This is a genomic window from Cupriavidus basilensis (genome assembly GCF_029335485.1).
In the GTDB taxonomy this organism is placed as follows: domain Bacteria; phylum Pseudomonadota; class Gammaproteobacteria; order Burkholderiales; family Burkholderiaceae; genus Cupriavidus; species Cupriavidus basilensis_E.
Genome location: NZ_JARJLM010000017.1, coordinates 1 through 25,278 on the forward strand (window position 1 = coordinate 1; position 25,278 = coordinate 25,278).

25 protein-coding genes and 3 pseudogenes are annotated in these 25,278 nt (G+C 58.1%); 18 read left to right on the forward strand and 10 right to left on the reverse strand.

Annotated elements, in window-relative coordinates; genetic code table 11:
* Nucleotides 1–337 precede the first annotated feature (337 nt).
* The gene (locus P3W85_RS01125) at nt 338–1,183 is read right to left on the reverse strand and encodes a branched-chain amino acid aminotransferase (protein ID WP_276263413.1); all 846 of its coding nucleotides are present in this window, start codon (nt 1,181–1,183) and stop codon (nt 338–340) included.
* A gap of 111 nt (nt 1,184–1,294) precedes the next feature.
* On the opposite strand from P3W85_RS01125, the gene P3W85_RS01130 reads away from it, so the two are divergent.
* Together P3W85_RS01130 and P3W85_RS01135 are read left to right on the forward strand one after the other, a co-directional pair.
* On the forward strand, nt 1,295–2,215 hold the full coding sequence (locus P3W85_RS01130) for a LysR family transcriptional regulator (protein WP_035812425.1): 921 nt from the start codon (nt 1,295–1,297) through the stop codon (nt 2,213–2,215).
* 642 nt (nt 2,216–2,857) lie between these two features.
* A complete protein-coding gene (locus P3W85_RS01135) occupies nt 2,858–3,286 on the forward strand; it encodes a DJ-1/PfpI family protein (protein WP_276263414.1) in 429 nt (142 codons plus the stop codon).
* A gap of 429 nt (nt 3,287–3,715) precedes the next feature.
* Here P3W85_RS01135 and P3W85_RS01140 read toward each other — a convergent pair whose 3' ends face one another.
* Nucleotides 3,716–4,309 carry a TetR/AcrR family transcriptional regulator gene (locus P3W85_RS01140; RefSeq protein ID WP_017227465.1) on the reverse strand — a complete coding sequence of 198 codons (594 nt, stop codon included), beginning with the start codon at nt 4,307–4,309 and terminating at the stop codon, nt 3,716–3,718.
* Between the two features lie 121 nt (nt 4,310–4,430).
* Here P3W85_RS01140 and P3W85_RS01145 point away from each other — a divergent pair, with 121 nt between their 5' ends.
* From P3W85_RS01145 to P3W85_RS01170, 6 genes and pseudogenes are all read left to right on the forward strand, one after another.
* A complete protein-coding gene (locus tag P3W85_RS01145; RefSeq protein WP_276263446.1) occupies nt 4,431–5,447 on the forward strand; it encodes an alpha/beta hydrolase family protein in 1,017 nt (338 codons plus the stop codon).
* A gap of 49 nt (nt 5,448–5,496) precedes the next feature.
* A complete protein-coding gene (locus P3W85_RS01150) occupies nt 5,497–7,284 on the forward strand; it encodes an ABC transporter ATP-binding protein (RefSeq protein WP_276263415.1) in 1,788 nt (595 codons plus the stop codon).
* Between the two features lie 596 nt (nt 7,285–7,880).
* A complete protein-coding gene (locus tag P3W85_RS01155) occupies nt 7,881–8,174 on the forward strand; it encodes a DUF1330 domain-containing protein (protein ID WP_276263416.1) in 294 nt (97 codons plus the stop codon).
* 21 nt (nt 8,175–8,195) lie between these two features.
* Entirely contained in the window at nt 8,196–8,939 is a 744-nt protein-coding gene (locus tag P3W85_RS01160) for an SDR family oxidoreductase (RefSeq protein WP_276263417.1), read from the forward strand.
* Between the two features lie 58 nt (nt 8,940–8,997).
* Nucleotides 8,998–9,213 carry a hypothetical protein gene (locus tag P3W85_RS01165; RefSeq protein WP_276263418.1) on the forward strand — a complete coding sequence of 72 codons (216 nt, stop codon included), beginning with the start codon at nt 8,998–9,000 and terminating at the stop codon, nt 9,211–9,213.
* Nucleotides 9,214–9,310: 97 nt separating this feature from the next.
* A pseudogene (locus P3W85_RS01170) lies at nt 9,311–9,613 on the forward strand (hypothetical protein); the annotation flags it as partial.
* Here the strand turns inward: P3W85_RS01170 and P3W85_RS01175 are convergent.
* The 3 genes and pseudogenes from P3W85_RS01175 to P3W85_RS01185 all read right to left on the reverse strand — a co-directional run.
* Nucleotides 9,609–9,841 (reverse strand): annotated as a pseudogene (locus P3W85_RS01175) (transposase); the annotation flags it as partial. The pseudogenes P3W85_RS01170 and P3W85_RS01175 overlap by 5 nt on opposite strands.
* A 93-nt stretch (nt 9,842–9,934) precedes the next feature.
* The gene (locus P3W85_RS01180; protein ID WP_017227458.1) at nt 9,935–11,224 is read right to left on the reverse strand and encodes an MFS transporter; all 1,290 of its coding nucleotides are present in this window, start codon (nt 11,222–11,224) and stop codon (nt 9,935–9,937) included.
* A 57-nt stretch (nt 11,225–11,281) separates the two neighbouring features.
* Nucleotides 11,282–12,658, reverse strand: coding sequence for a M20 family metallopeptidase (locus P3W85_RS01185; RefSeq protein ID WP_276263419.1), 1,377 nt, complete (start codon nt 12,656–12,658; stop codon nt 11,282–11,284).
* Between the two features lie 160 nt (nt 12,659–12,818).
* Here P3W85_RS01185 and P3W85_RS01190 point away from each other — a divergent pair, with 160 nt between their 5' ends.
* Nucleotides 12,819–13,718, forward strand: a complete 900-nt coding sequence (locus P3W85_RS01190; RefSeq protein ID WP_276263420.1) for a LysR family transcriptional regulator — start codon at nt 12,819–12,821, stop codon at nt 13,716–13,718.
* A gap of 45 nt (nt 13,719–13,763) precedes the next feature.
* Here the strand turns inward: P3W85_RS01190 and P3W85_RS01195 are convergent, their stop codons facing one another.
* Nucleotides 13,764–14,237 carry a helix-turn-helix domain-containing protein gene (locus tag P3W85_RS01195; protein WP_276263421.1) on the reverse strand — a complete coding sequence of 158 codons (474 nt, stop codon included), beginning with the start codon at nt 14,235–14,237 and terminating at the stop codon, nt 13,764–13,766.
* Between the two features lie 82 nt (nt 14,238–14,319).
* On the opposite strand from P3W85_RS01195, the gene P3W85_RS01200 reads away from it, so the two are divergent.
* The 3 genes from P3W85_RS01200 (at nt 14,320) to P3W85_RS01210 (ending at nt 16,654) form a co-directional block, all read left to right on the forward strand.
* Nucleotides 14,320–14,814, forward strand: a complete 495-nt coding sequence (locus tag P3W85_RS01200) for a DUF2938 domain-containing protein (protein WP_276263448.1) — start codon at nt 14,320–14,322, stop codon at nt 14,812–14,814.
* A gap of 202 nt (nt 14,815–15,016) precedes the next feature.
* Nucleotides 15,017–15,754: a class I SAM-dependent methyltransferase gene (locus tag P3W85_RS01205; protein ID WP_276263422.1), complete on the forward strand. Its 738-nt coding sequence runs from the start codon at nt 15,017–15,019 to the stop codon at nt 15,752–15,754.
* A gap of 129 nt (nt 15,755–15,883) precedes the next feature.
* Nucleotides 15,884–16,654 (forward strand): APH(3')-II family aminoglycoside O-phosphotransferase, encoded by a 771-nt coding sequence (locus P3W85_RS01210; RefSeq protein WP_276263423.1) that lies wholly within the window; start codon nt 15,884–15,886, stop codon nt 16,652–16,654.
* Nucleotides 16,655–17,151: 497 nt separating this feature from the next.
* Here P3W85_RS01210 and P3W85_RS01215 read toward each other — a convergent pair whose 3' ends face one another.
* Nucleotides 17,152–17,397, reverse strand: a complete 246-nt coding sequence (locus P3W85_RS01215; RefSeq protein ID WP_276263424.1) for a hypothetical protein — start codon at nt 17,395–17,397, stop codon at nt 17,152–17,154.
* A gap of 584 nt (nt 17,398–17,981) precedes the next feature.
* On the opposite strand from P3W85_RS01215, the gene P3W85_RS01220 reads away from it, so the two are divergent.
* From P3W85_RS01220 to P3W85_RS01230, 3 genes are all read left to right on the forward strand, one after another.
* Complete coding sequence (locus tag P3W85_RS01220; RefSeq protein ID WP_276263425.1) at nt 17,982–18,539, forward strand: DUF2147 domain-containing protein; 558 nt, start codon at nt 17,982–17,984, stop codon at nt 18,537–18,539.
* A 9-nt stretch (nt 18,540–18,548) separates the two neighbouring features.
* Nucleotides 18,549–19,463 carry a TorF family putative porin gene (locus P3W85_RS01225; RefSeq protein ID WP_276263426.1) on the forward strand — a complete coding sequence of 305 codons (915 nt, stop codon included), beginning with the start codon at nt 18,549–18,551 and terminating at the stop codon, nt 19,461–19,463.
* A gap of 180 nt (nt 19,464–19,643) precedes the next feature.
* Nucleotides 19,644–20,240: a hypothetical protein gene (locus tag P3W85_RS01230; protein WP_276263427.1), complete on the forward strand. Its 597-nt coding sequence runs from the start codon at nt 19,644–19,646 to the stop codon at nt 20,238–20,240.
* Here the strand turns inward: P3W85_RS01230 and P3W85_RS01235 are convergent.
* A pseudogene (locus P3W85_RS01235) lies at nt 20,217–20,462 on the reverse strand (transposase); the annotation flags it as partial. The gene P3W85_RS01230 and the pseudogene P3W85_RS01235 overlap by 24 nt on opposite strands.
* Nucleotides 20,463–20,547: 85 nt before the next feature.
* Nucleotides 20,548–21,543 (reverse strand): GlxA family transcriptional regulator, encoded by a 996-nt coding sequence (locus P3W85_RS01240; RefSeq protein ID WP_276263428.1) that lies wholly within the window; start codon nt 21,541–21,543, stop codon nt 20,548–20,550.
* A 195-nt stretch (nt 21,544–21,738) separates the two neighbouring features.
* Between P3W85_RS01240 and P3W85_RS01245 the strand changes: the two genes are divergently transcribed.
* Both P3W85_RS01245 and P3W85_RS01250 read left to right on the forward strand, forming a co-directional pair.
* Nucleotides 21,739–22,128 (forward strand): YybH family protein, encoded by a 390-nt coding sequence (locus P3W85_RS01245; protein WP_276263429.1) that lies wholly within the window; start codon nt 21,739–21,741, stop codon nt 22,126–22,128.
* A 60-nt stretch (nt 22,129–22,188) separates the two neighbouring features.
* On the forward strand, nt 22,189–22,875 hold the full coding sequence (locus tag P3W85_RS01250; protein WP_276263430.1) for a DJ-1/PfpI family protein: 687 nt from the start codon (nt 22,189–22,191) through the stop codon (nt 22,873–22,875).
* 566 nt (nt 22,876–23,441) lie between these two features.
* On the opposite strand, the gene P3W85_RS01255 is transcribed toward P3W85_RS01250, so the two are convergent.
* Nucleotides 23,442–24,821, reverse strand: coding sequence for an aspartate aminotransferase family protein (locus P3W85_RS01255; RefSeq protein WP_276263431.1), 1,380 nt, complete (start codon nt 24,819–24,821; stop codon nt 23,442–23,444).
* Nucleotides 24,822–24,853: 32 nt separating this feature from the next.
* Here P3W85_RS01255 and P3W85_RS01260 point away from each other — a divergent pair, with 32 nt between their 5' ends.
* Nucleotides 24,854–25,243, forward strand: a complete 390-nt coding sequence (locus P3W85_RS01260; RefSeq protein WP_276263432.1) for a hypothetical protein — start codon at nt 24,854–24,856, stop codon at nt 25,241–25,243.
* Nucleotides 25,244–25,278: the final 35 nt, after the last annotated feature.

Genomic DNA, 25,278 nt, shown 5'->3' on the forward strand with positions numbered 1-25,278 from the left:
AAGGGCTGGGGGTGGGACTGCGCATGGGCTAGAACGCCGGCGATACGCTGTTTCCTTTTTTGCAAGGAAGCAAGCTGATGCCGGCCAACAGCCCAGGCGGGCGGGTGACGCCGGACGTCCCCTACCTGCATCGCGAACTGCGCCGTAAGGGCGTGACACTGCAGTTGCTGTGGGAGGCCATGCCCCGGGCGCCGCTGCCAGGTTGGACCCCGCAGGGCGCCGCCAGTCGAACGCAGCAAAGGGGGCTCCGGCACCGACACGCGTCGCTCGCTGCTACGCCTGCCATCAAGTAGGAGAGCAGGTTCCCTACTCCCGGTAGTCATGGGCTGACATCGCGTCAGCAACTTAGTGCATAGGCCATGTAGAGTTCACGCGCACGGCTCGCGACAGGGCCATGCGGCAAGCTGCGGTCCTCAATACGGTCGCAATGAAGAACCTTGCCATGATTGCCCGTACTGAACAGCTCATCTGCCTCCAGTACGTCCGTGGGGGTCAAGCGCACTTCGCGAACCTCGATCCCGTCCTCGCGTAGTAGTGCCATGACACGCTGCCGCGTAATCCCATTCAGGAACGCTCCATTCAGTTCCGGGGTCATGGCAACGCCATCTCGCACTATCCACAGGTTCGCGACGGCGAACTCCGCGACATGGCCGTCCGGGCCGAGCACAACCGCCCCATCAAAGCCCCGCGCCGTTGCATCCCGCAGGACACGCTGCGTGTTCGGATAGAGGCACGATGCCTTCGCATCCGTAGGCGCCATAGATGGCTCGGGGCGGCGGAATTGGCTGAATGTGGCGCTGAATCCGCTGTCTTCCGGCAGGGGGGACTCGAAAATATGCAGAGCCAATGCGGTCGATGCCGGATCCGGAAGCAGAAACCCGTCGGAACAGAAGAACAGCATCTTGATGTAGTAGTCGAAATGCCCCTGCGGCAGGCGCTTGAGGCCCTCGCATACTAAACTCTCGACTTCCTCACGGTTGATCTTCGGATGCATACCCAAGGCAACCGCGGAACGGATCAGGCGCTCGCTGTGCGCCGCAATGTCCGGCACGTGGCCTTGAATCGACCTAGCCCCGTCAAACACCGTAGACGCCATCCAGAAAGCGTGATCGGTCGCGCCAATCAAGGGCACCTTGGTGGTGCTCCAGCTACCGTCAAACCATGTGATCTCAGCTCTGCTCATGCGTGCTCCATAACACGGGCGGCATACCAGGGAACCGCCCTGTTGCCGCTTCGCTGTACTATTCAAACCATCTATAATATATGGCAAAAATGTGCTGGAGTTTTCCCCATCTTGGTATCTAATATTTACAAATCATATAACTGGACGCTTGCGGAACTACATGCTTTCTGCCTCATCTGCGAATGCCAGAACCTGAGCCAGGCGGCCCTGCGTTTGGACATGAGCCAATCAGCTGTTTCCGTGATGGTCCAACGGTGGCGCCGGGCGATCGGCGATCCGCTCTTTGTGCGGGTTCGCTATGGAGTCGCCCCCACGGACATCGCCATCGCGCTCAGGGACAAGCTGCGGCCGTTGTTGGAGGGTGTCACACTGGCACTGACCCATCCGCAGGGGTTCAATCCAGCAAAGTCCACGCGGGCCTTCAAGATCCACATGACCGACATCGGCCAGCTCGTATTCCTGCCGGGCCTGAACAACTTCCTCGTCCGCCGAGCACCGGGCATCCGACTTACGGTCAAGAATCTTGCGTGGGAAACGTTGGAAGCAGGCTTGAGTTCCGGGGAGATTGATGTGGCCATTGGCTCCCTGCCGATGATCAAGGGACGCGTGCATTCGCGCCTCCTGCGCCACGAACACTATGTCACGGCCATGCGCAAGGGCCATCCTCTGGCAAAGAGCGAACTGGATCTAGCGGCCTTTACCTCGGCGGATCACTTGGCGATTGACGCCACAAGCAGCGGGCATTCACTGGTAGAGAGCGCATTGCGTTCGATGAGCATGCGTCGCAACATCGCGCTGGCAATCCCTCACTATTTGGCTGCTGAGCAGATTCTGTCGAAAAGCAACTACTTGCTGACGGTGCCCGATGTTGCGGTTCTGTCGTTTCACGATCCAAAGGCGTTTCACATTGTTCCGACGCCACTGGAACTGCCAACCTTCGACATCCGCCTACATTGGCACGAAAGAAGCCGGCAGGACGAAGGCATCCGCTGGCTGCGAAACACTATTTCGAGCCTGTTTGAGAAGCGATAAATTCAGGATCGTCACCGATTTCCAGGGAAGACTGGTGATCCGATTGCAGCACTCGGCCATTGGTTGACATCTGACACTTGGAATCCAGAAGGCCGATGCTTTGAGATGATGACGGCTACCTCCCGGATGGTCGGCCCAGATATCGGAGGCACGCAGCCCCAGGCCAGCCTGCCATGTCAGCGCAGAGCCCGATCCGGAAGGACAAGAGTCCGGCTCTGGTATGGCGAGCAAGACTCGATATTACCTCTCAGCGACGTCACGCACGCAAGGACGCGGGCGGATCTACTTGAATTTGACATCGATCTGGCAGCTCAACGGTCGAATACGCAAGCCAACCGTAGCATCCACCATGGGACGACATGCATCGACTCGCATAGTCGGACGAGTTCCAGGTCGAGACAGCACTAGCCTTCTCCGGCCACTCAAACCTGCCACTTGCTCGACCACCTGCACGCGCGACCGCGCATTCCAAAGCACCAACCAAGAGCGCAATCGCTGTCCTTGCCGCCAGCAGCGGCGAGTTGAACCGCGGTGATTATGCGCGGCACACTCATGCTATGTATATCGACCTGATTGCGGAATGTCCGCGCTCCTTTTTTTGTGCGTCAGGCACGACCGCTCGCTCACAAGGGAACACTCCAGATGACGGCACAAAATCGGATGGTCGCATCCGGCACGTCCATGGCCTCTCCAGCAGCGAGCCCCGAGGAAATACCAACGGCGACAGCGAACGCCAAGAAAAGGATCGGCATCGTGATGTTCCCGAGTTTCGAGACGCTGGACGTAGTTGGACCAGTGGAGATGTGGGGCAATCTTCCTGATTATCAGATTCTGATGGTGTCCGAACATGGTGGTTCGGTGAGGTCAGCACAAGGTGTCGAGACTGTTGCGACCTATTCATTCGATACCGCGCCGCAATTCGACATCTCGATTGTTCCCGGTGGCGTGGGTACGCGTACCGAAGTCGGCAATCCCGCTATGCTCGAGCTCATGCGAAAGCAGGACAAGGAACCGCATGGACTCCTGCCGTTTGTACAGGCTCAGCAGTTCTCGCGAAGGCCAGCATTTTGAAGGACACCGGGCTACATCGAACAAGTGGCCTATGCGTTCACAACAAGCCAGGATCACGACGTGCAATGGCATCGCGGCGATGGTGACTGATCGACTTCCGGACATGCACCGTCCCGCGCCCTCGCCCGGGGGACAGCACGTTGCCCCAGGCAAAGCCGGCCCAGTCATTTCTGATCCTGACCCGAAGCACTGCCCGAATGGGCAAGACCGGCTTGCCAAACCCACAAGCTGCTGGGGTCGACTCGGCCACATGCGCAAGCGTCCATGCAAGCATATCCGGGCATCGAAGCAGGGTGAGGTCACGGATGAACGCCCGGCATTTCGACCGTAGCCTGCCTCTGAGCGTGCCTCCCTCCTGGTCACTCGATCAGGACCTTTTCGCCGCTGCGAAAAAGTCGGCCGGCATTCGATCGTCGCGCAGCACTTCTGCTACGGCTGTAACGTCTTGCGCACGATTCGCCGAAGCATTGGCTCATGCACGTATGAGTCGAAACCGCGATCGAAAACAACACGCCCTACAGCCCCTTCAGCAAGGGCAATCAGCCATGTCGCTACCAAATCAGATTCCAGCGTCGTGTCTATCGTGCCTTGAGTGATACCTCGTTTGATCAACGAGACCATACGACCCTTGACTTTCTCTTCGTTGGCCAAAAACAGTGCGTTAACGTCTGGATTGCGCGTTGCTTCAGCGCCAATCTCGATGCTGATGCGCGCGTACACAGGTTCGCTCGCGAGCCGCATGAACTCGAGAACGATCTCCTCGATGGCCGTCAACGCGTCGTCCGTCTCAGACCACCGAGCAAATATCTCAGCGGTTGCCAACTGATCTTCCTGTGCGATCGCCTCAATGATCGACGCTTTCGTCGGGAAATAGTGAAACAGATTTCCCGGACTCATGCCCGCCGCTGCACAGATCGCTGCCGTCGAAGTGCCATGAAACCCGTTGCGTGAGAAACAGTCGATTGCAGCATCCAAGATATGACGTCGCTTCGCCTCCATCTTTGCCGGGTCAATCGTTCGCATGCGACCCCCTAGACGCTTGCCAAAATATTTAATAGACTGACTACTCGATCTATTATTAAACATCATCCGAAGCGTGTCAATATGCGCCGGTCTACATAGAGGGAAAGAATTGAAGAAGCGAATCAGCCCCCTCCTCGCCACAGGCGCCGCCCTCCTCCTGTTGCTTTGCATGTTGGGAGCATTTGCCCTGCACGGCCTGTCCGATTTCGAATTGAAGAACGCGCGCGTCTCGGCTCTGACGTTTCATGCCGGCAATGCCGAACTGTCCGGCACCCTTGTGATGCCCAGAAATGCACCCAATGCGCCGATTGCCCTGCTCATCCACGGCGACGGGCCTCGCGATCGCTTCTCTGAAGGCGGCTACCTGCCGCTCATCAATGCGCTTCTGGACGCCGGCATCGGGGTATTTACGTGGGACAAGGCAGGCATTGACCAAAGTAGCGGTGATTGGCTTGCACAATCGATGCAGGACCGGGCAGACGAGGCCGTCGTGGCGATGACCCGTGTACGCCAGGCCATAGGACCCAACCACAAGATCGGTCTACTCGGGTTCTCACAGGGCGGCTGGGTCATTCCGCGCGTAGCCAGCGAAGTACGGCCAGCGTTCTCGGTCATCGTCGGCGGCGCAGTCAATTGGCGCAGGCAAGGTGTTTACCTGACGCAGCAGCGGTTGCGAGCCCAAGGCGTCCCGCCGACCAGCATCGACGCAGCGATTGCCGCCGAACTGAAGTCCAACGACCGCATTTTTTCTCGCCAGGGTGAGCCTGCGGACCCGAATGCGCGACCGGATATCGAACCCCATCGCTTCGCTTTTATTGCGCGCAATTACGCCGAGGATTCCTCCACCGCGCTCGCGACAATGCATGGCCCGGTACTCGCCGCATGGGGTGCATTGGACAGGAACGTCGACCCGGTCAATGACGCCAACTCGTATGCGCGAGCTTTCGCCGACCACAGTGACCGGACTATCACGCTCGTACGAAACGCTACTCATGCGTTGCTGCGCGCGCGTTGGTTCGACTATCAGCTCGAATCGCAATGGCCCAAATGGAAGGTTGCACTGTTCATGTGCCTCGGGCGGCATGCATATGCGCCGGGCGCACTAACGCTGATCACCGACTGGATCAAGTCGCAATGAGGCGGTAATGCAAGGGGGCGCCACCAGGGTAACCTGGGGTTAATCAATCATGAATGAATCTGAAACAACAAAGATAAACGCATATCGCGAACTGGCAGCCAAACACGTCTCGGCAGGCCGGATCATTGCACTGTTCACGCCCTATACGCGCCAGATAGCTTGGGTTGTCAGCCTGCTGCTGGTCAGCTCGGCCATCGGAATGGCCTCGCCTTTCATGTTGCGAGCGATCATCGACGAGGCACTCCCTCAGGCTAACATCACACTACTGATGTATCTGGCGGGTGGACTTATTGGCATTGCCGCACTCTCGGCCGTGCTGAATACATTGCAGATCGTCATGTCAACGAAGATCGGGCAATCCATCATGCACGATTTGCGCGTACGGTTGTACTCGCACCTGCAATCGCTACCGCTGTCCTTCTTTGCGGCGACGCGCTCTGGCGAAATCCAGTCGCGCATCGCCAGTGATATCGGCGGATTGCAGGCATTGGTCACCAATACGGCTAATGAGCTCGCACGAAACACCAGCATCGTTGTCATGACCGCCATCGCCATGTTCGTCCTCGATTGGCGTCTCGCGCTCTTTTCGATGATCGTAGTGCCGTGCTCCATTCTCCTGAGTGATCGTGTCGGAAAGCTGCGAGAATCCCTCACACATGAGCAGCAGGTCCGCCTCGGGGATATGTCAGCAGCGGTTCAGGAGTCGCTCTCGATTGCGGGGATCATCCTTGCCCGCACGATGGGCCGCGCCGAGCATCTGATTCGGCGCTTCTCACGGACATCGCAAGATGTCGCCAAGCTGGAAGTTCGCTCACACACCACGGGTGAGTGGCAATGGCAATTGATATATCTGATGCTGGCCATGCTTCCGGCGCTCACCCTGTTGCTGGGCGGACTGCTGCTGAATTCCGGCGCTCCAGCCACCATTGGCACGCTTGTGGCAATGATCGCATTGCAGGAACAACTGTTGTGGCCACTCGAGCAACTCTTGGTCATTGGCCGAGAAATGCGCACGACGCGCGCTCTGTTCGCTCGCGTCTTTGAGTATCTCGACAAGCCCGTCGAGATCGTCGAATCGCCCGATGCCGTGCACTTCGGCCGACCTCAGATGCGGGGAGCGGTTCGCGTCGAGAATGTCCAGTTCACCTATCCTGGAGCACTCCAGCCTACGTTGTCGGACATTTCCATCAACATCCCTGCCGGATCCAGTGTCGCCATCGTTGGCACGACTGGATCTGGCAAAACCACGCTAGGCTATCTTCTTGCGCGTCTGTACGATGCAGATAGAGGCGCAATCCGATATGACGGCGTCGATGTACGCGATCTGAGTTTTGAGACGTTGACAGATATGTTGGGCGTCGTAACGCAGGAACCCTATTTGCTCTACGCGTCTGTCGCCGAGAACCTCCGATTTGCAAAACCAGACGCCACAGACGAAGAACTGATTGAAGCGGCCAGGATTGCACAGATTCACGATAGTTTGGCTGCGCTGCCTGACGGCTACGATACGCTCGTTGGAGATCGAGGATATCGATTCTCTGGCGGAGAGAAGCAACGGCTCGCCTTAGCGCGCACGATTCTGAGAAATCCGCCCGTGCTTCTCCTCGACGAGGCAACCAGCGCGCTCGATACCAAGACGGAACGCGCCATGGAATCCGCACTTGCAAACCTGTCTAAGGGGCGAACCACGATAACGATCGCTCATCGCCTATCCACCATCCGACGCGCAGATCAGATCGTCGTTCTGCAACGAGGTCGAATCGTCGAAGTAGGCACGCACGAGGAATTGACGAGTATCAATGGCATCTATGCCGCGCTTGTGAAGTCCGGAACCTGACATGGCCCCGAATCGGCCTGACGCCTGGCGCTCCCACTTGCCAGGCATCAGGCCAGATGGTCGGGGCAGGTTGCCGATGGTTCTCTATCGCGTATCAATAGACGTGAAGCAGGCGAAGTTGCAGGGAGAGTACCCCCCCAACTCATCGGTGGCGAGCCAATGCCGACATCCACCTCCTCATTGCCGAGACCGGCTTCAGACACCTCCTCCACGCGAGACTCTCGATGTGCAGTAGGACATTAGGCCCTTTGCCCCGTCAAGACACTATTGAGCCCCAGCAAGAACGCCATCCGGCAGATGTCCGTCATGTGGAGCGGAGATGTGCGCTCAGAGTTCTCCCGAACGAAACCTTCTACGTTCGACGGCGCAAGTGACATTCCGTCCGGCGACGGCTCGAGCTCCGCTCGAATACGATCGCCGCGTCGCCCGGCAAAACGTCGTAGCGAGCCCGGCACGGAGCTCTGCCAGCGATCAGTTATGAACATTGCCAATATCAGATACAACTTCCAGCCACTCTCTGACGCCTTCGTTGGCATCTATTATCGATGCGACTAACACTACGCACTTGCTCACTGGGTGCGAATGCCAAGAAGCCAATGTCTGCCTACCTGATCGCACGCGTGAAGATCGACTATCCCGATATCTACGCCAAATACACCGCATTGACTCCCGCCATCGTCGAGGCTCATGGCGGGAAATTTCTCTCCAGAGGACGACCGCCCCTTACGCTTGAGGGCCCTCGGGAAGACCGTCGCGTGGTCGTTGTGGAGTTCCCTGATATGGAATGCGCGAAGGCATTTTATGAGTCCGCCGAATATCAGTCAGCCAAGGCGATCCGGGAAACGGCGTCAGAAGCCGAATTCGTGATTGTCCCTGGTACGCCCTCGTAGTGCGGGCAAGCGGAGCGTTAGATGGATCTTGGAATTACTGGACGTCGTGCATTGGTCTGCGGTGCATCGACAGGACTCGGATTTGCGTGCGCCAAGGCACTGGCCGCCGAGGGTGTTCATGTGACGCTTGTGTCGCGCGACGAAAACAAGTTGCGCACGGCAGTCGACCTGCTTTCGGCAAATACAAATCAAGGTGTCGATTGGCTAGCTGCCGATCTGTCTAGACCCGACGAGCGGGCAGCCGTGCTGACATCGTGCCCCACGATGGATATCCTGGTAACCAATGCCGGGGGGCCTCCCGCCATGCCCTATCTGGACGTCGATGCCGCCCAATGGCATAGGGCATTGGAGCTGAATTTCCTTTCCGCCATCGACCTGATCCAAAGCGCACTGCCCAGCATGATTGAACGCCGCTTCGGACGGATCGTCAACATCACTTCCGTGGCCGTAAGGAAGCCCGTGGAACACTTGGAACTTTCCACTGCGTCGAGAATGGCGCTGACAGGCTATGTGGCGTCCGTATCGAGACAAGTGGCGAAATTTAACATCGCGATAAATAACCTGCTTCCCGGCACCATATTGACCGAGCGTATTCGCGAACTTGGACCTGTGGCGGACAAGATGATCGAAGATGTGCCAGCAGGTCGATCTGGAACGCCTGAGGAATTTGGCGCCGCGTGCGCCTTTCTGTGCGGGGATAGTGCGAGCTTCATCGTTGGTCAGAACTTGGTGATCGACGGTGGCCTGTATAGAAGCACGCTCTAGGTCGAGACAGCCTCCTTTCCCACCTTGTCACGATTGGAGATCCCTAGCAATCCGCCGTATGGGACGACTCTGGCAGGATTCCCGCGGCTTGCGTGGCAGGCAGCGCGCCGAGCGCAATGGCGCGCGGATCGATGCCGGGCAGCTTTGTCTGCTGGTGGCGGGCGTGGCCAGCGCGCGGCTTCTGCTCGACGACGGCACAACGGTAGATGGTATGGCTGGGCTTTCGATCGGGGCCTACGCGGCAGCGGTGGTTCCCAATGCCCCGACTTCATAGAACAATCGGTCCGCCGGCATGCACTGGGAATGCTCCCCCCGGCGTCCGTCATTGATGCGACTCTTTGTGAGTGGGCTGCTTGCGCCGGTCCGGGGCGGACGGGCTCCGCGCCACCGTGGAGAACTCGATCGGCGTGGTGACGGCGCTGAACCCTTACATCGGGTACGCGAACGCAACGGCCGTCGCGCAGGAGGCTCACTCCACCGGTGGCAGCGTGTATGAGATCGTGTTGCGCGGGGTTGCCGTCGAAAGCGAATCCTATGATCGGAGACGTCGATGCAGCCGGTGCTACTGGAGGTGCACGCAAAGCCATGCTAAGCGCCACAGGCCCGTTCATCTTCATGCCGAAATTGATGCCAGGAAACGGCGTTGCCCAAAAACCATGCCGACTAGTCGGTGAACTGCGCGGCGGTGAACTGGCTGCCCTGGTCGGTGTTGACGATCTCCGGCGTGCCGTGTTTCGCAAAAGCCTCCTCAAGCGCCTCTACAGCATGGCAGCTCTCCAGAGTCAGCCACCCGGTAGGCCAGTACTTTGCGGCTGGCCCAGTCCACCACCGCCGTCAGATACACGAAGCCCCCGCGCCATCGGAATGTGGGTCGTGTCGAGCGCCCACACCTGGTTGGCGCGATTTGACAGGGTTCTGGATACTTCCATGGCTTCCTTCAGAGAAGGAGAGGAAGCAGCGACGTCGAATCGAGCCCCTTCACCATCCGTTTTCCCTTAATGTAAACCAAGCTTTCGGTTCGCCGCTATCAACGCCGCAATGCTCAAGACAGCGGCAAAGATCAGATAGTAGCTAGGCGCAAGATGTGAACCCGTGAGCGAAATGAGGCCCGTAGCAATTACAGGTGCAAATCCACCGAAAATTGTTACGCCCAAGTTGTAGCTCAACGACATTCCCGTTACGCGCGTCCGCACTGGAAAGACGTCCGCCATAAAGCCAGCCAGCGGTGCAAAATATACCGCCTTGATCAAAGCCATTAGCCCTACGACAACAAGCAGGGAAGTCGTCGTAGCGGTTTTGTTGAGCCACATAAATGCCGGGAAGATGGCAACGGCATAAACCAAGGCCGCGGACAACATGATCTTAACACGATTTATCTTACCTGCGAGGTATCCAACAATAGGGGTCACGAAGGTCAGAAGAAGCCCTCCCGTCAGCGTCGCAAGAAAACCTGAAGACTGCGGGATATGCAGCGTAGTGGCGGCATACGAAGGCATGTACTTTATAATAAAGTTCGAGGCCGTCGAAACAACTAAAGTCCCCATTGCGATTAGCAAAAGGGTTTTCTGCGAAACCACGACTTCACGCAACGGCTTGTTTCCCGGTTCGCTTTCTTTGAAGTCTGGCGATTCGTCAACGGTGCGTCGAATAAGGTAACCGACTGGACCAAGCAGGAGACCAAAGATAAACGGGGTACGCCATCCCCAATCCAGCATTTGCTGTTCAGTGAGGTTGGATGTCAACACGTAGCCGAAAATGGATGCCAGTACAACGCCAAAACCTTGACTCGCGAATTGTAGGCTCGCGACGAACGTCCTGGTGCTTTTGGGTGAATGCTCCATCATGAATGCAGTTGAACTGCCGAATTCCCCACCTGCCGAGAACCCCTGAATGAGGCGCGCGAGGAGAATACCAATCGGTGCTAGTACACCGATGGCTGCGTAGTTGGGCATCACGGCAATCATCAAAGTTCCCGCCACCATTAGGATGATGGAAAGTGATAGTGCCTTCTTTCGCCCATGCGTATCGGCATAGGAACCGATGACCGCAGCACCTAGCGGACGGATCAAGAAGGAAATTCCGAATGTCGCAAACGCCAAAAAAAGAGAAAGAGTCGGATTGGCAGCCGGAAAGAAAACATGACTGATCGTCAGCGCAAAATATGCGTAGACGGAAAGGTCAAACCATTCCAATGTGTTTCCGACAAGCGATGCGGTAATTGGCTTCCAAAATGAACGTATCTCATGTCCCTCGGCATGGTCGATGGTGGCGGACAGGTTTGTCATGTGTGTTCTCCAGATTTATTATATATATGGTTTCTCATCTGTCACGTTCACGTCTCTTCATGCAGAGACGTTGCCCAGTTCCCAGAAAAGACTTGTCATCATTTGAAGTCCCTCTTCTGCAACAGACCGCAGCAAATGCTCGTTGGGAGCGTGCTGAGAACAGCCGGGATAGGAGTGAGGTATCCAGACAGTAGGAAGTCCGAGGACATCAGCAAAGATGTCGTTAGGAACTGTGCCGGCGAGATTTGGCACCAGAGCGACCTTCTTCGGTGTTACTTGCGAGATTGCATCGCGGGACAGAGTCACCCATTTGTTGTTCACATCCAGACGTGTCGCTGGTGTCACGCGATCTACAACGACTTCGACATTTGAATATCCGTGCGCATCAAGATGCCTGCGCAATATCGCTGCGAGGTCCTGCCAGGGTGTCCCGACCACAAACCGAAAATTACAGAATGCTTTGGCTCGCGGCGGGATGGCATTGACAGGTTTTTGGGCATTTCCGGCCGACAGTGCCAGGATTTCTAGTGTATTCCAACCGAACAGGCGTTCACCAAAGGTAAGACCTGGTTCTCCCCAGTCTTCGTCGAGGGATCGACCAAGCGAGTCCTTTGTTACCTCCAGTTCTTCAATAGCCTCTCTAACTTCCTCCGCGATGGGGGGAGGAGTAAGCTCGCGGCAGGCTAGCCGTCCCTTGCCATCAATAAGGCACGCCAACGCGTTCGACAGGACCACAGCAGGGTTCGTCATCACCCCCCCCCAATTGCCGGAGTGCAAGCCGTGCTCTCGCGCAACGACTTCCAGTGAGAAGAGGGCCGTTCCGCGCGAGCCTAGAAAAATAGTCGGGCGACTGGCGTTCAGGCGCGGGCCATCGGACGCAATGAACAGATCCGCAGACAATAGCTCTTTGTTCTCTTGGCAAAACTGCCGCAAGCCTGGCGATCCACGCTCCTCGGCGGTCTCAAAAATGGCTTTGACGTTGAAACCTAAGCGACCATTTCTCGACTTGATGACTTGTTCGAGCGCAACGAGATTGATGGTGTGCTGCCCCTTATTGTCCGCCGTGCCGCGGCCATACCATCGGTCTCCCTCAATCGTCAAATTCCATGGAGATAGGCCTTCTCGCCACTGCTGGTCGTAACCAGGTACAACGTCGCCGTGACCGTAGGTGAGGACCGTCGGGACGTTTTGCGACTCGTGACGGTGAGCGACAAGAATCGGGCCTGCCCCAGCCGGATTCTCCATAATCCAATGCGTAAAACCGAGCGCCGCCAACTGGGGAACGAGTTCCTCCACCAAGTACCGAGTAAGTTCTCCGCCGTGTTCAGGAGTTTGGCTATCACTCTTTACGGCTACCCGCCGACGGAGTTGGTCTTCAAACTGCCCCTCCGCAAAGTATCTCCGGACGCCTTCAAGCGCTTCATTCTTTTGCATGCCGCCCACCTGCATCATATTGGAGAGCGGACTATAGAAGTTCGGTATGCTTCTGTATATTTCCGTTTTCGGAAGAGATGCATCTAATTTTTAGAATCCCAGCACCTCTCTACAGCATTCGACATTAAGTACCTAAAAAAGCACTTTTCATAGCACATCAATGGACTACAAGTACTTCTTGGCGGTGGTCGATTCTGGCTCACTAGCCGCGGCGAGCGAACGGTTGCACATTGCCCCGAGCGCCATTAGTCGGCAGATTGCCTTGCTCGAGGAGGGGATAGGCGTGCTTCTGTTCGAGCGACGACCTCGTGGAATGGTATTGACTGCGGCTGGGGAAGCGTTGGCGGCACACGCGCTTCGGGTGCGGCTGGAGGAGGAGGCCATAGTGAACAGTCTCCGCACCGCCAGCTATACCAAGGCGCATGTCGTCCAAATTGCTTCGACGGAGGGATTGTCGCGTTACTTCCTTCCTCAAGTCATGGCGGAATTCGAAGTGACGAACCCGGCGGTGCAGTTCGTGTTAAGCGTCAGTACGCCATTTGACTGCGTGAAGATGGTAAGGGCCGGTGAAACAGACATCGGAGTGGTCTTCAGCACTGCCCCTGTGACTGATGTGCGCGTTGACTATGCTTGCCGTTCCCCACTCTGCGCCATTATGCGCCCTGATCATCCTTTGGCTACTTTTGGCGGTCTCTCGCTCGCCGCCTTGCAACCATATCCGATCGCAATGACACGTCCGGGTACGACCCAACGGCAGCTCTTTGACCATGTCTGCCAGATGGAAAAGCTTAACTTCACCGAGGTGCTTACCTGCAATTACTCTGGTGCTCTTCATGAGTTTGTACGTCGTACCACGGCCGTGGCGCTGGGCAGTCTCATCAGCCATGAGAGCGACCGGGACTATGGCCTCATTGCTGTGCCGCTAATCGACAGTCGATTAAACCGAGACATTCAAATATTGTCCATGGCTAAGAGAGCGCTGCCACCGACCATCAGTCTTTTCCGCGACAGCTTGATTCGCCGGCTCGAGGAGGTCAACGTCCCTGAAGCAATGCACTGAGCCGCCAGCCTGTCTGTGTTGGCCGCCGAGGTAACGCAACTCCTGCTAAGTTCTACCCGCAGCCGGATGCCTATTCTCCTGCTCGGACCGAAGCTCTGCAGGACGCGGATGCGGTGTCGAATGCCGCGGTTTCAAAGCGCCGGCGGCCGCTGCCTTGAGCAGCCGTTGAAATGTCGGACATTCTGCGTGGCTAGGAGCGGGGCATGCGGCAGCATGCCGCAATCCCCGGCTCATGGCCTGAAGTTGCTTGATAGTCGCATCAATCTCATCTGCCTTGGCCAAAAGCACGTCTCTGTCAACGAGCGGCTCCCCGCACGGGGAGAGCATGGCGCGTATTTCGTCCAGCGAGAGACCGCCAGCCTTACCGAGCGCGATAAGGGCCAACTGGTCCAGCACGGCAGGCGCAAACTGGCGGCGAGCCCCGCGCGGGCCGACTGACGCGATCAACCCCTTCCTCTCGTAGAAACGCAATGTGTGGGCGGGAACTCCCGTGCGCTTGGCGACCTCGGCAATATTCATTTACAGACCCATTGACTTGAAGTTGACTTCAACTTCTATCATGCGTCTGGAAGGTAAATTGGTCAATGAAGAAGAGGTAAGTATGGCATCGCCGGAAGACATTACTCGAGTTGTTCTGATGGGCATCGGTGCCACCGCCATCATGGACGTGTGGCTGACCCTCATGAAGGCGCTAGGCGTTCCCACGCTCAATTTCGCGCTAGTCGGGCGCTGGGTGGGGCATCTATGTCACGGCAAGTTCGCGCACGCCAGCATTGGACAGGCACATCCCATCCAAAGGGAGTCGGAACTGGGTTGGGTCACGCACTATGCCGTAGGTATTGCATTCGCGCTGCTACTGGCATGCATCCAGGGCGTTGCATGGTTACATGAACCAACCTTGGCGCCTGCTATCGCAGTGGGTGCCGCGACTGTTGCAGTGCCTCTGTTCGTTATACAGCCCGCCATGGGGGCAGGATTTGCAGCCGCCAAGACGCCCACACCAGCCAAGAACTGCCTTCGCAGCGTGATAACTCATACAGTCTTCGGGCTGGGCCTCTATCTGTCCGCCGTATTGATCGCCTGGGCCTGGAAGTGAGCAAATCTGGCCTCCAGGGGGCCAAGATGAGTTCCGACAAACCTTACACCGATCCGGAACTAGCAGGGTGAGCACTATACTCCGTCATCACCAGAAATAATTCCTTTCGGAGGTCTTGCCATCTGATGTGTCCAGTTAGCTGGTCGCAGCTGTCATGGGGCGACTGCAAGATGACCGGACAATCAAAGGACTTCGGATCACCGTGAAACAGAACATCCATGACGACGGATCCTTCTTCAGCGGGTACAAGGCTCTACGACAGAAGGACACGGGTCTAAACGGCGCGCTGGAGATGCCAGCATTGCAGGCACAGCTGCCACACCTTTCCGGCTTGAACGTCCTGGATATCGGTTGCGGCTCTGGGGAATTCGCACGCCTGGCACGTCACCGTGGAGCGGCTGCGGTCACGGGCATCGGCGTCTCCGCCCACATGATCGAAGAGGCTCGGGTGCTGACGGACGACCCATGCATAACGTACCGCCAAGCTGCGATTGAGGACTGCGTTCTAATCGAGGATTCTTTCGATCTGGTGGTATCTTCGATGGCGCTGCACTACGTGGCCGATTACGCGCAGGCTGTCGACCGTATCTATCGTGCCTTGAAGCTTGGTGGCTGGCTGGTGTTCTCCGTTGAGCACCCTATCTGCACGGCTGCCCCAATCGTGTCGATCACAGACGAAACCGGTCATATGCGGCACTGGCCGGTGGACCGCTATAGTGACGAATCAATGCGCTCTACGCGCCGGTTTGCCGGCGGTGTAATCAAGTACCACCGAACAGTGGCAACGTATGTGAACACCCTGCTTCAGTCCGGGTTCCAGCTACTGCATTTGGGCGAGCCAGAACCCAAGTCAGAGTACATTGCCAGCAGACCTGAACTGCAAGGGCACCTGCGTCGACCTCCGGTTCTTCTGCTAGCAGCGGACAAGCCCGCACGGTGACCCTGGGTTGCCCGTGCGTTCAAGTTCAAGTTCAAGTTCAAGTTCAAGTTCAAGTTCGAGGACGTCGACGTGCTCAACAAGCCGTGCACCACTCCAGCGAATCCCGCCAGAAAACTGTGTAGTGACAATATGCATATTCCGACCAGATGGTATGAGAGGTTCGCTGGGGCGCTTATTGAACGACAGGCTATTGGAGAGTCGCGAGCAGACGTTTTTCGCATCCGCTGCGGCAACGGGGAGGATCTGTTCCTGAAGTCGGAGCCCATTGGTGCGCTAAGTGAGCTTCCGGACGAGGTTGAGCGCCTTCGTTGGCTGAAGCAGATCGACCTGCCGCGGCCTACCGTTCTTGATGCTGCGACAGAAAACAATCGCCACTGGCTGCTCATGAGCGCCGTCTCAGGGCATGATCTGGCCGGCGCCAACGACCTGTCTCCGCCCCAGGTCATCAGCATCGTGGCGATGGCACTACGAACCCTGCACCAGGTGCCTATTGCGGAGTGTCCCTTCGACCACCACCTGGCGCAACGTGTAGCAGCCGCCAAGAATCGTGTGAGCGCCGGGCTCGTTGATGAGGCAGATTTCGACGATGAGCGACTGGGACGAACCGCCACGGATGTGTTTGCCGAGCTTTTGTCGACACTCCCGAAGACGCATGACCTTGTGGTGACCCATGGGGATGCCTGTCTGCCAAACTTCATGGCTGAAGGAAATATATTCACCGGCTTCATCGACTGCGGTCGCCTAGGCGTCAGTGACCGCTATCAAGATCTTGCACTGGCGGCGCGAAGCATTGCGCGGAATCTTGGACAGGCGTGGGTGGCGCCTTTCTTTCGCGATTACGGTGTAGAACCAGATGAGCGGCGCATAGCGTTCTACTGTTTACTGGACGAGTTCTTCTGATCCCTGCAATGCGATAAAACAACTATGCCGAGCGCAAGCCCCGATCACCCCACCCAGCCAGCCAAGGCTTGCTTGCGCAGTGTGATGACGCATACCGTCCTTGGGCTGGGCCTCTTTCTGTCCGCCGTATTGATCGTCTGGGTCTGGACGTGGGCAGAAGTTGACCAAGGCAGAGGCCGCTCGCACATAGAGGCCGTCTGTCACGAGGCCGGATAGACACCGGATGAGGTGCTGGCGCCAGCAGCCATCCTGTGCATGCATGGCCGCCCCCACTCTGCCGCGAATTCGCCGCAGGCTGTGGTGGACTCATCTTCACCATGCCGCCACTCCATCCAGCCGCCCAGCGGAGTGCCACTGGGCCGGACAGGACCACAGCACAGGGATATGCCGGTCGCGCTCCCAACCCTGGCGCCGGCACTCCTGACGCTGGACGCCCATTTTCGTTACTGCCTTGCCCGGAAGGGCTTTTTTTATAGGTGCTTTTGCGTACTGAATCCCTACGAATTCACGACACTGGTCGACCGGCCACAGGTTGCGGCTCGCCAGATCGACCGGTGGCCCGTGTCCGCCACCTTGGCGCGCTGCACATAGATCGGATAAGTGCAAGCCTGACGAATCAAGGACAACACAAGATTCCGTGCCTTCGTATTGTCGTCGTCCGTAACGGATTTTCCTGCGCCCTTCGCGGCCAGCCGCGGGACCTCGCCTTCCAGGAACTTGTTGTTTTTGCGGAGCTGCACCACGTCGAACTGCCGGCGCGCAATCTCCTTAGTCGCACCGAGCTACGCGGCTCGAACTCAACTCGACTTGGAGCTTTTCCACCGCAGCAAACGCCGTATTGCGCTCTTCCTCGACCGACTCGATACGCTTGGGCGTTGGATTGCCAATCGTTGAGTTGAGTTGACGCGTACCAGCGGAACCGGACTCAATAGGGGCGGTGCGTCGGCCCAAGAGTAAGGCCCCAGGAGCCAATCCGGGAGATACGACTGTGACGCAAGCCTCGACCGGCCAGTCAGGAAAGGCCAGGTTCAAACACATCCCCCTCCCCGCGTAAACACTAGGTCTCCTGATAAGATTATAACAGTTATGATGTCTTCAATAATCCAATTGACCCGATCCATCGCCGACTATCTCAGGGGTGCATCTTGAGTCCACCACCACGATTTGCCCGCGCGGGAAATGGTAGTCTCGCTTACGAATTCCTGGGATCCGCCGCGGCCCCGCCAGTGCTGCTGATTCACAGACTCGCCCGGCAGCCTACAGGCTAGCCTGGAAACATCCCGGTGTTCAGGACCGGGCGCATTGCGGTCGGATGCCGCTTGCGGAGATGATGCTGCATGTGCCTGGCGTGGGCGCTGTCAAAGCGCGTACCGTGGGTCACTCCGGACCCGTCACGCTGCCAAGCGCGTTCCGATTTATCTGCGAAGGCGTCGACGCGATGGTGCTCCCGCATGGCCTGGTTGGCTTACCGAAGGACTTGCAGGCGCGCGCCGACAAGCGAGGGCAGACTATCGAGCAGGCAGCCACTCTGTTGCGCGGCATCGTGCTCGAGAAGGACCTGTGTTGGCGTTCTTTCGGCGTGTCCACGTTCTTGCTGAAAAGCTCGCTCTGGTCCAGGGACCGCGGCACCGATGAGGCGAATCCCAACGCTGGGCTGCGCTTGCGCCCCATCTGCGGCCTGCTGATTCTCGAGCTACATCAGTTCGACGGAAAAATGTGGAAGGACGGCTGGGTCTATGACCCGGAAGAAGGCAAGACCTTCAAGGCCGCGCTACGCAAACGGGACGGCAAGCTCTTCCTGCGCGGCTTCGTGGGCGCGGAAGTCTTTGGCGAGACCGAGACCTGGAAAACTGCAAGCGGCTCGGAACAAACCTGCAATCCTTGAGGAGTAGCCTTGAGCCATCACATCGCAAATCTGTTGCTCGCGCTTGCCGGTGCAGGAACGGCAGTCCCAGCCTGGTCCCAGTCCAGTGCTGGCCCCACTGAAGGAGACAGCCCCGCGTTCAACTTGAGCTTCAAGCTCGCTGCCGTCACGGACAGCCGCGAGCGCGGTCTCAGCAACAGCGCCAATCGCCCGACCGTCCGTGCGGCAGCCGAGTTGCTGCATTCGTCGGGGGCGTTTGCAGAACTGGAAGTGCTGGGCGTCAGCAAACACCAGTACCCTGGCGGGAATGGCATCAGACTGCAGGCCGTGGGCGGCTACCGCGGGGGCAACCCGGATGGCTGGCACTATGAAGTGGGCGGCCTGTACAGCCGCTTCCCGGGCAGCAGGCTGCCGGGCGCATCAGGCTACAACGTGACGATAGACCCTGAACTGGATGAGATAGTCGATGTCACGGCGATCCCTGGCGACGTCAGCCCGGACACCACCGAACTGTTCGGCCGCATCAGCTATCGTGGTCTTTCGCTGCGCTACTTCCATACCGTTTCCGAGAACTTCTATGGCATCAACTCGAATACGGTATGCGCGGGAATCAATGACCTTGCCAGCTCCCTTGAGTGCTACGAGGGCGGCCTGAAGAATAGCCGCGGCAGTGGCTACTTCGAGCTTGCCTATCTACATCGCTTATCCAAGGTCAGCGCCATCGAAGTACGCATAGGCCATCAGCGTGTGCGGAACTTTCACGACTTCGACGTCAATAGCTTCAGCATCGAGTACCGGCATTCGTGGAAGGGCTTCGAGTTCAGCGCCGCCGCAGTCGGCGCCCGTGCGCGCGACCGGCATGCCTACGACGTGGATGTCGGCAACGGCAAGGCGCGTGATCCAGGAAAGCTCACCTTGCTGCTGGGCGTAAGCCGCAACTTCTGAGTTTCGTTCTCCATGCAAACCAACAGGATCGCCATGCCCCCTGACGATAGATATCCCCATGCAACCGCGAACGCCGAAGACGCGCGTCAGGCGGTTGGCTTTGTGCCGCGGCCTACCTGCGATAAGACAGCAGTTGCGCACCACGGCGACGCCGCGAGCGGCTCGTCCAGGGGGTTGCCCATGAGTGCTGAGCGCGAGGCGATGTTCGCGGAACTGGCAGTGCTTCTGGGTAGACCGATCGCCGGATACGTGTGGGCCTTTCGCAAGATTCATCCCGGACTGCTGCTCACGCTCAGCTTCGTGATCTCCCAAGTGGGCAACGAACTCATTGTCTACGCGCTTTTCGAAGCGTATGGCACACGCAGCGTGGCACGCACGCTCTTCGAAATCGTGTCGCCGCTGACACTGTGGTTCTTCGTCGACACAGCAATCCAGTTTGTACTGACCCTGACGGGCTTTGGCCATCGGATCCTGGTGCAAACCGCGCAGGGGCAACTGCTGGTGCTACACCGGCGCCTCCTCAGTTCCCGTCCCGATCGGCTGGAACGCCAGATTGGTGGCTCGCTCTCGATCGCGCCACATTCCCTCGGCTACGCCATCGATCGCCTCGACACCGAGATCGGTTGCTTCTACATTTGGGCCAGATGGCGCGACATGCGCCTGCATCTGACACTGAGGGAGGCAGCGACCCCTCTCACGGGAGTTGCCACCAGCCTCGATGAGGACCGACGCGTTAGCGGCCCGTTTGATCATTCAAGAATGGGCGACTCTGCATAGCAGCAGCCCGCCCATTGCAATGTTGGCCATGGCCTCGGACACATCAGGGCGCCGCTCGTAGTGCCTGACATGGCAACGCCAACGAATCATCCAGCCAAAGGTGCGCTCCACCACCCAACGTCAGCGAAGCGCCACGAAGCCAATCTGATCCTCGTTACAGCGGACCACCTGCACGACAAGGTCGAGCGTCCCGGACTTACGCATCAACAGTCGATCATTGTATCCACAGCGATATGACGTCTACTGATTGAAGCCGCCACGCCAAGACTGCCAGTGCACGGCTTCGGAAGCACCGCGGAACGCACTGTCATCCGTTCGACTTCGCCTTCGCGCGAGGCAGCACACCATACTGCCGGGCGTATGCGCGCCTTAACTTCTGCTCGTCGCCGAAGCCGCATTCACGAGCGATTTGCTTTAGCGAGACATGGGCCTCGCCGATTCGGCGCGCAGCGGCCTCCAATCGGAATGCCTCCACCGTCTTTGCAGGCGTACGACCGACCTTCTCGACGTAGTGCCGAGCGAAGGTCCGCGGCGACATTCCCAATCGTGCTGCGAGGACCTCCACTGTCATTGCTTCCGACAAATTGCCGACCATCCAGGCGTGCAGCTTGCCAAACTCTCTGTCGCCGGCACCTTGGATTGACAGCGCTTGCGATTGCTGCGGTTGATCGCCGGGACGCTTCAGGAACACAACGAGAAGTCGGGCAACATCGATGGCGGCTGTATAACCCCAATCCTCCTCGAGCAGGGCCAGCGCTAGATCGATACCTGCGCTGAATCCGGCTGAACTCCATAAACGACCGTCGCGCACGAAAACTGGTTCGTGTTCAACCTGGATATCCGGATAGCGTGCCGCCAGGACGTCCGATGCGTTCCAATGCGTTGTGAGCCGCATTCCTTTGGCCAATCCTGCTTCGGCTACCAAGAATGATCCCGTGCAGATCGCGCAGACACGCGGCACTGCTCCGCCATGTACCTTCAGCCATTCCACAACATCGGCCGGCATCGGCGGGTCTTCGGGGGGAGCACCTCCTGGCACCATGAGGACGTCGATGGCCCGAATGTCGAACGATCTGATCGATTCAGTGGCAATCGTAATGCCGCACGACGTGCGGACGGGGCCGCCGCGCATTGAGACGACACTAGTGCGGTATTTGGGTGGCTCCCCGCGCGCCAGATGATCGTTTGCGATCTGAAAGACGTCGCTTGGCCCGGCAATGTCCGACAGAGTGACGCCGTTGAACGAGAGAACCAACACGGATCGGCATGGAGTCTCTGGCAGTAAATGATGCGTTTTTGTCATATCGATTTCCCCAAAGCTAAGGCCACAATAGGTAGCATGAATTCTGCTGCGGAGACACTGATGTTTGCACGGAAAATGGACGACAAGTAGGTGGAGAACAGCCCAGCGTTTACCCCCAATGACCGGTGTTCTTTCTTGGCCATACCGAAGCACCCCCGTCAATCTCTATAGTTCTAGTTGATGAAGGAAGATCAGATGACCTTGCATGATCAGATACAGGATGCCGAGACCGCGCTTGCCGATGCGATTGCGAGCCGGGACAGCGCTGCCGTGGTCGCGCTGTATACGGCTGACGCCCGTTTGTTGCCTGACGGCGGTCCGACAATGGCAGGCTCCCGGGAAATCGCAAGCTTCTTCGACCAAGCCTTCTCACAAGGCATCGTCGGCAGCAACTTCGTCACGCTTGAGGTCGACGGCAGTGCAGAGTACGTCATCGAGATTGGCAAGTATGAGCTCTACGCCCAATCAGGAAACGGACCGAGAACCGTCGCTGGTAGCGGACGGTATCTCGTCGCCTGGAAATGTGTCGAGGGAAAATGGCGCCTTCACCGCGACATCTTCAACCGCGTTGGTGGTGCCGAGTAACGTCAGTTCGTTTGCGGGAGGCCGGCGCCCGCGTTCGCCGGCAGGTTGAGAGATGACATCATGAAAGTTCAAGCGTTGGTATTCCCGGGGTTTACGTTCATCGATCTCGCGGCGCCGATGCAGGCGTTTTCGTTGTTACCAGAGTTTGAGTCGCAGATCGTCTGGCAAGAGAAGGGCGCCGTGGATTCAGACGGCGGCGTTTCCGTCAACGCGACACACGATTTCTCGAACGCGTGGACTAATCCGGACATTCTTTTCGTGCCGGGCAACACGGTTTCATTGTTCGCGCAGCTTGAGGATGAACGCACCATCGATTTCGTCGCAGACCGAGGTGGCCGCGCGAAATGGGTTACAAGTGTGTGCAATGGTTCATTGCTGCTTGGCGCGGCAGGATTGTTGCATGGCTATGCTGCGGCTTCCTACTGGTATACGCGCGAATACCTCTCGCACTTCGGCGCTATACCCACGGCCGACCGCGTTGTGATCGACCGAAATCGCGTCACGGGAGGTGGCATGACCGCCGGCCTGGACTTCGGACTTACAATGCTCGGACATCTCCTCGGCGAGCCGATGGGGCGAGTCTCTGAACTCCTGTTCGAGTATGCGCCGCAGCCACCATACGGCACCGGACGCCCGGAGCTAGCACCGGCAGAAACACTTCAGACGGCACTGGGCATCGTAGGCAAGCTGATGCCGGTAGAGCGTATCCAAAGTCTGAAGGTTCGGCCCGCGCCCGCAGTTGTTTAGTCCCCACATGCTCGAGTTCCGCAAGCAAATGCAGACACATGCATGCACAGGTGCTTTTGGCCTTTACTTTCGAAGACAGTATGCGATGCGATGGCTTTGTCAACTTGACGATATCAAGACAAGGCAGTGCCGGGCGATCCCACTGCTCAGGAGGCGGTTGGCGGATTTTCGGCTGGGCGAACTCGTGCCATGCGGGGAATCTGGCGGCAAGGTGTTTGCGATAGCGCGAAGCACGCACAAGACGCTGCTTCATTGTGCCTGGGGAAGATCGAAGCGTGCGCTGGTGTAGCACAGCAGGTACGCGACGGGCACTCAGGCCGTTTTACCGATTCGAGAGCACCTCGAAATCTTCCTAGCCCGGCAGCCGCGGCAGCCGGAACGTGAACGCTGAACACTTGAGGCGCCACTGCCAAATGCCGCACCAGCAGGCTGCAGCATTTGGCAGAGTCCACTGTAGACGGCGGCACCTCATGCACCAGTGGCCACCATGTGTCGGACAAGCGCGCGACGACGGCAAGCATAGCGGCACCGGCCTGCCTCGTTGTCGGAGGAGATGCGACCCCTCCCTATAGCAGGCCCTGGCTGCGGGCGTGCGCGACGCCGTCGTCGAGCGCGCGTGTCAGGCCGTCCACAAGCTCATCGATCTGTGCTACGGTGATGATCAGCGGCGGGCACAGCGCGATACTGTCGCGAATGGCGCGCACAATCACGCCATATTCCATGGCGCGACCCTGGATCCATGCGCCCAGGCCGGCCGCGGCGGGGAACGCCTTTTTGCCGGGCTTGTCGCTGACCAGTTCCACCGCTCCGAGGAGGCCGACGCCGCGTGCCTCGCCAACCAGCGGATGGTCGGTCAATGCCTGCAGGCGGCCGAGGAAGTGCGGAGCGATCTCGCGCACATGCTCGACCACCTTGCGTTCCTCGTAGATCTTCAAGGTCTCAAGTGCCACCGCCGCGCACACTGGATGCGCGGCATAGGTGACGCCGTGCGCGAAGGTGCCCTGCTTACGGCTCTCGGCCAGCAGCGTATCCTGGATCGCGTCAGTGAGCAGCAGGCCCGAGATGGGCTGGTAGGCGGCGGACAAGGCCTTGGCAACCGTGATCATGTCGGGCTTGAGGCCGTAGGTGTCGCTGCCGAACATATTACCGGTACGCCCGAAGCCGCAGATCACCTCGTCTACGATGAAGAGGATGTCGTATTTCTTCAGAATGGCCTGCACCCGCTCGAAATACCCCGGCGGAGGCACGATGACGCCTCCCGCGCCGATGACGGGTTCGGCAATGAAAGCCGCCACTGTCTCGGGCCCTTCGGCGAGGATCAATTGCTCCAGGTTGTCAGCCAGCCGCGTGGCAAAGTCCGCGGGAGCTTCGCCGGGGCGGCCGAAGTGATAGTGGCTGGGGCAATCGGTATGCAGTACGCGCGCAATCGGCAGGTCGAAGTCGGAGTGCACCGTCGGCAAGCCGGTAAGACTGCCCGACGCCACCGTCACGCCGTGGTAGCCGTACCAGCGGGAGATAATTTTCTTCTTGTCAGGCCGGCCGAGCGCATTGTTGTGGTACCAGACCAGCTTGACCGCGGCGTCGTTGGCCTCTGACCCAGAGCTGGCGAACAACACGTGGTTGAGCCCTTGCGGTGCGATACCAGTCAGGTGCCTGGCCAGTTCGATTCCCGGCGGGTGCGAGCGGTGATTGAACAAGTGGTAGAAAGGCAGCGTCTGCAATTGCTTGGTGGCCGCATCGACAAGGCGTGCCTCCGAAAACCCGAGCGACGCGCACCATAGTCCGGCCATGCCCTCCAGATAGCGCTTGCCCGCCTCGTCGTATACATAGCAGCCTTCGCCGCGTGTGATCACGGTAGGGCCGCGGCCGCGGTGCGCGTCGAGGTTGGTGTACGGGTGAACCACATGGGCAATGTCCTGCTCGTGAGCGGCGCTCTTGGCTTCCATTTCCTGTCTCCTTTTATCTCAGATAATTCTGCGTGGGGGTGAGTTTCGTTTCTGCGGGAAATATTTCTCCCTTTGTATTGAAATTTGGCGAAATGTATTTATTTGTCTTTTATTCTGTCTTAACGAAACCAGTTTTTCCTGGGAAGAATAAATATGGTCTTCCAGACGCAGATGCGGAAAATATATTCTTAAATAGATTCAACATTTCGATGTATTTTTCCATGCAGGACATTCAGGAAAGACGCCACGTAGTAGACGCGCACTGGACCAGCGCTTTGGCCAGCGTGCTGATCCCCTCGTTGTTCCTGGCGGTGCATCGAAACCAACTCAAGCCGCCCAGGCGCAACCTTCTCAGGCGTGGTCACCAAGGAAGCTCAGTAAGCACATTTGGTTCTGCGACGCTTACAGGCGCGCTACCGTGAACTGGAAGAGCCCACCGCCGCGGCGCTACGGGTTC